Source organism: Bacillus sp. 05T31, from assembly GCF_056396725.1.
The window spans coordinates 1-4,427 of sequence record NZ_JBFTMA010000415.1 but is presented as its reverse complement, the minus strand read 5'-3'; the positions used below and the strand labels follow the sequence as shown (position 1 = coordinate 4,427).

7 protein-coding genes and 2 pseudogenes are annotated in these 4,427 nt (G+C 33.7%); 3 read left to right on the top strand and 6 right to left on the bottom strand.

Features of this window, described 5'->3' with window-relative positions; all coding sequences use genetic code 11:
* Nucleotides 1–22: 22 nt before the first annotated feature.
* The 4 genes and pseudogenes from AC1DJR_RS20780 to AC1DJR_RS20765 all read right to left on the bottom strand — a co-directional run.
* Nucleotides 23–148, bottom strand: a pseudogene (locus tag AC1DJR_RS20780) (DUF3887 domain-containing protein); the annotation flags it as partial.
* Complete coding sequence (locus AC1DJR_RS20775) at nucleotides 138–722, bottom strand: kinase (RefSeq protein WP_477003401.1); 585 nt, start codon at nucleotides 720–722, stop codon at nucleotides 138–140. The gene AC1DJR_RS20775 and the pseudogene AC1DJR_RS20780, both read right to left, overlap by 11 nt.
* Nucleotides 722–1,264 (bottom strand): GNAT family N-acetyltransferase, encoded by a 543-nt coding sequence (locus AC1DJR_RS20770; RefSeq protein ID WP_429688562.1) that lies wholly within the window; start codon nucleotides 1,262–1,264, stop codon nucleotides 722–724. The genes AC1DJR_RS20775 and AC1DJR_RS20770 overlap by 1 nt, the downstream gene beginning before the upstream one ends.
* 15 nt (nucleotides 1,265–1,279) lie before the next feature.
* Nucleotides 1,280–1,663 carry a VOC family protein gene (locus AC1DJR_RS20765; RefSeq protein ID WP_429688561.1) on the bottom strand — a complete coding sequence of 128 codons (384 nt, stop codon included), beginning with the start codon at nucleotides 1,661–1,663 and terminating at the stop codon, nucleotides 1,280–1,282.
* Between the two features lie 299 nt (nucleotides 1,664–1,962).
* On the opposite strand from AC1DJR_RS20765, the gene AC1DJR_RS20760 reads away from it, so the two are divergent.
* A complete protein-coding gene (locus AC1DJR_RS20760; RefSeq protein WP_477003400.1) occupies nucleotides 1,963–2,211 on the top strand; it encodes a DNA alkylation repair protein in 249 nt (82 codons plus the stop codon).
* 136 nt (nucleotides 2,212–2,347) lie between these two features.
* On the top strand, nucleotides 2,348–2,668 hold the full coding sequence (locus AC1DJR_RS20755; protein WP_429688559.1) for a hypothetical protein: 321 nt from the start codon (nucleotides 2,348–2,350) through the stop codon (nucleotides 2,666–2,668).
* 95 nt (nucleotides 2,669–2,763) lie between these two features.
* On the opposite strand, the gene AC1DJR_RS20750 is transcribed toward AC1DJR_RS20755, so the two are convergent.
* Nucleotides 2,764–3,291: a DUF2812 domain-containing protein gene (locus AC1DJR_RS20750; RefSeq protein ID WP_477003399.1), complete on the bottom strand. Its 528-nt coding sequence runs from the start codon at nucleotides 3,289–3,291 to the stop codon at nucleotides 2,764–2,766.
* A gap of 7 nt (nucleotides 3,292–3,298) precedes the next feature.
* Nucleotides 3,299–3,439 (bottom strand): annotated as a pseudogene (locus tag AC1DJR_RS20745) (PadR family transcriptional regulator); the annotation flags it as partial.
* A gap of 11 nt (nucleotides 3,440–3,450) precedes the next feature.
* On the opposite strand from AC1DJR_RS20745, the gene AC1DJR_RS20740 reads away from it, so the two are divergent.
* Nucleotides 3,451–4,380, top strand: coding sequence for an AAA family ATPase (locus AC1DJR_RS20740; protein ID WP_477003398.1), 930 nt, complete (start codon nucleotides 3,451–3,453; stop codon nucleotides 4,378–4,380).
* The last annotated feature ends 47 nt before the right edge of the window (nucleotides 4,381–4,427 follow it).

Genomic DNA, 4,427 nt, shown 5'->3' with positions numbered 1-4,427 from the left:
CTTCCACTGTATCTGTTTTTTATTTAATATATAAACCAGCTTTTTCAATTACAGGAGTAAGATCTTTCATTTTCTCCTCTGATAATGCGGTTTTCATCTTACTATCAAATTTTTCATGCACTTCTTTATACTTAACTTCATTTTGTAACTACTAAATCCGCCCTATCCCTCGGAGATTCCGCTTCCAAATAATACTCCTCAGCTTTCCAATACCTACTTTGAAATTTTGAAAGGTTCTTCTGCGTTTCTGGACTTTCACGTAGAAACCTTGTCTCTCTTGAACAATCCAAATACACCATATAATGAAAGAAATCTCTCCATTCTTTTCGCTGCAGAAAAACTCCTTCTATAATTATTACACCTACTAAAGGAAGCTGTATTTCTTTCATTTCACATGAGTCTGTTTCATCATGATAAAAAGGTAATTTTAATTCAATGTCGCTTTGTAACTTTTGAAAMAGGTTTCGMAGCAACCAATCGATATCCCATTGAARGTTGTARTACTCATACCACTCTTCAAATCCAGTATTATATCGCTCGTTACGCTCGGTAATATGATCGTCAATATGAAAAATATGAAACGGAATTCCATTTCGTTTCATATTTCCTTCTAATTTTTTAACCAATGTTGTTTTACCCGAACGACTTAGTCCGTCTATACCTATTATAAATTGCTTATCTTTATGTCCCTTAATAACCTTCATTATTTCATTTGTGCTCATTACTTTTGCCAATCTTCTTTTAATAATGAATAAACGACCGTGTCATGAGCAACATCATTTTGAATCATATATTTCCGAAGTAATCCTTCTTCTTGAAATCCGATTTTTTTTAATAAATTACGGGAAGCTTCATTTTCTATATATACGACAGCTGCAATTCTTATAAAGTGCAACGTTTCAAATCCGTAAGCTAGCATTGCTTGCAGTGCYTCKGTTGCGTATCCTTGYCCCCAATATGTATCATCTAGCTCATAACCAATTTCAGCYCGTTTATGATGATTGTTAATTAAATGAAAYCCACACGTACCAATTAATTGATCCGTTCCTTTCTTCTCTATTCCCCAGCGAAATACGCTTCCCTCTTCATTACGCTTTCTAAACGTTTGAATTGTCGTTTTCGCTTGCTCAATATTTTCGAAAGCATCCATCCCAAAATAACGAATAACGGATTCTTTTGAAAAATAATGGACCATCGTTTCTGCATCTAACAGTGTAAGTTCTCTTAATAGTAAACGTTCTGTCTCTAATTTTGGAAACCCCATCCTCTTTTTCTCCTTCTATTCTAATGAACTACAAATTTCAATATAATTACCGTCTGGATCGGCAATGTAAGCAATTGTTTGTCCCCACGGTTTTATGATTGGCTCAACTAGAACTTTAACCCCTTGTTCTTTTAATTTCTCAATCGTTCCCTTTACATCTTCTACAACAAACCCTAACTCAAAATGAGAGGATTGTAGTACACCTTCTGTAAGAGGTAGTCCCGTTAACTCCTTAACATCCTCTCGTGTATTCATCGCTAAAATTGTTGCTCCTGTTTCAAATTCGATATATGTACCGTGTTCAGCTCTTATTGGTAATTTTAAAATTTCTTTATAAAACTGAAGACATTGYTCAAACTTTTCTACATATAAAATAATGTATTTCATTTTTAAGTTCATAATAATTCCCCCTTTACCTTCACCTCTAAAAATTCGACAAATGTTTGTAAAAACCTTGTACCTTATAGAGCCGAGCACAAAAAAATGAGGCCGATTTCTCGGCCTCCCAGCTTATTGGCATAAAACAGGAGATTTGGTTTGGACATAACCAGTTCTTACATTGATTATATTTTATTTTTTCTGAATTTTAAATATAATATAAGCCTATTTGTGTTGAGAAAGTTTTTTCTACATGACCATAAAACTATGTGCATAAATTCATATCATTTAAGAAACGCTACAAATGGAGGTGTATACATATGGAACCAATGTTATGTCCAAGCTGTAAAACGAACCGCACTCGCTTTAATATTCTTGAGCAACAAGTAAAACCAGTAAAATTARATCCRCAAACTGGTCAAGTAGAAGAAGAATACACRAATGAAACGATGAACGCTTTTCATATGGCTTATCAAGGACCTACATACCGCGTCCAATGTGCTGTATGTGGGCTTGTTGAAAACCCAGAACAATTTATAAAACCTGCGCAAAATCAGTCTTTCTCATAAAATCATTACTATCCCTTATAGAAATAGATTTTCTTTAAGGGATTTTTCCTTTTAATGAGGTAGTACAAAACGTATTTCTTCCTTATTTTAAACTCCATACTCTTCTGGTAATATTTACATAAGAGAGGTGAAATAAATGATATTTAATAACAGATTAATGATTCCATCCCCATTACTACTATTAGTTTGCCACATGATCATACTCTACTTTTGGATTTTCGATTGGAAGAAGATAACAACTCCTTACGGTCTAGCTATATGGATTGTTTCTACTGTTTGCGGCTTTTTACTTTATTACCACTTTAAACATCAAAACTCTAATAAAATAGTATTAATCAGTAGTTCATTATTATTAATCGTTTCTTCATCATTTATGATTTTTTTAGGTGTTGTTACAGGTGTGTTATTTTTATTATCGTTAGCTCTATGCCTTAATTACATAGTTTTTATTATATAAAAAAGAATGAACAAAAAGAATTTTTTACATAACAAAAGAAGATGATTCCCATAAATCCTAATACGAAATCATCTTCTTAAAAATTTCACGATTTGTTACAATATTTCCTTTTTTAACTTTTTAATTTTCCAAAATAAATTAATAAATATATATAAATATATAGAAACAAAAAATCCTATCATACCTTTATATAATCCAGATTCTGATACTCCAAAAAAACATAAGTACAGCGCTGGAATTAACATTGCAAACATAATTGCAATGAACTGTAACAACTCAGTAAGTTTTTGTATCCTCGTTTCCTTSTCTGAATATATRTCAGGYAAYTCATTTWCCKCTTCTACTTCYTTACAAAAATAATTCCATCYTGTAAAACTCGTTACGCGTTTCCAACCAGACATTTCGTATATTTCGATATACTCTTTTTGTTTTTCTTTTGAATCTTTATAATCCAATCTAAAATCTGCTTTATATATTACATCTTTCGGCTCAGTTTTCTTAAACGTATACATTATATTATATTTTTGTAATGCCCAACCTTTTTGATGCATYTTTCKTAAAAACRCTTCTTCTTTTTCTAAAYTCCATSCCGYGWAAAATTTAAATACCYTYTTTGTCTCCATCTTCCATTCACTCCCCTAATATACTGTTTCCATTYCTTACAGATCTCTGTAACCTGTTATACTCTAGCTCTAACACTTCTCTMCCAAAYGGTGTTAACTCRTAGCACTTCTTTCTGTCTGTAGAGGCAACTTCAACAATCAATTTCTCGAATGATACATATGATACATAAATTAAAAGAAAACATAGGATCTGTTTTTGTCGGTAAGGAAAATGTTATTGATTTACTACTCGTTTCATTGCTTGCTGATGGACATGTACTGCTTGAAGACGTGCCTGGTACTGGGAAAACGTTACTTGCAAAAACGATTTCCAGAAGCATTGGTGGTAATTTTTCTCGCGTTCAATTTACCCCTGATGTACTTCCGAGTGATGTAACAGGTATTGAATATTTCAATCCGAAAACTAGTGAATTCGAGTTAAGGCTTGGACCAGTCGTGACAAACATATTACTTGCGGATGAAATTAACCGTGCGATGCCGAGAACACAGTCTAGTTTGTTAGAAGCGATGGAAGAACGGCAAGTAACGCTTGAAAAGCAGTCTACTCCTCTTCCGAAACCGTTTTTTGTTATTGCGACGCAAAACCCGATTGAATCACAAGGAACTTTCCCTCTTCCAGATGCACAGCTTGATCGCTTTTTAATGACGATTTCAATTGGCTATCCGTCTCCTGAAGATGAGTTAAAAATGATGCGTCGTTTTCGTAACAATGCACCACTAGAAAGCGTCAMATCTGTYATTTCTTTAGAAGACATTTTAGARRCRCAGAAACAAGTGAAAGAARTWTTYGTATCAGARSCGYTAGAACAYTACATTATTAARCTTGCKCAMGCTACWMGAAATCAYGATTACATTGCTAACGGTGTAAGCCCGCGTGCCACATTAGCTTTAGTACGCGCAGTTCAAGCACTAGCCTTTTTACGCGRCAGAGAATATTGCACGCCTGAAGATATACAATTTTTAGTTCCTTCCATTTGGAATCATCGTATCGTCTTGTCAATGGAAGGAGCTTTACGTACGACAAAAAATGAATTAATGCAAAGGATATTAAAAGAAGTTGACGTACCTGTGGAGATAGAGCAAGCATGAATGGACAGCGCGTTGTAACTGTACCTTTATTTTTCCAACTCCATATT

Excerpts from the sequence above, each read along its gene's own strand:
- AC1DJR_RS20755 (WP_429688559.1), top strand. The coding sequence starts at position 2,348 with ATGATATTTAATAACAGATTAATGATTCCATCCCCATTACTACTATTA.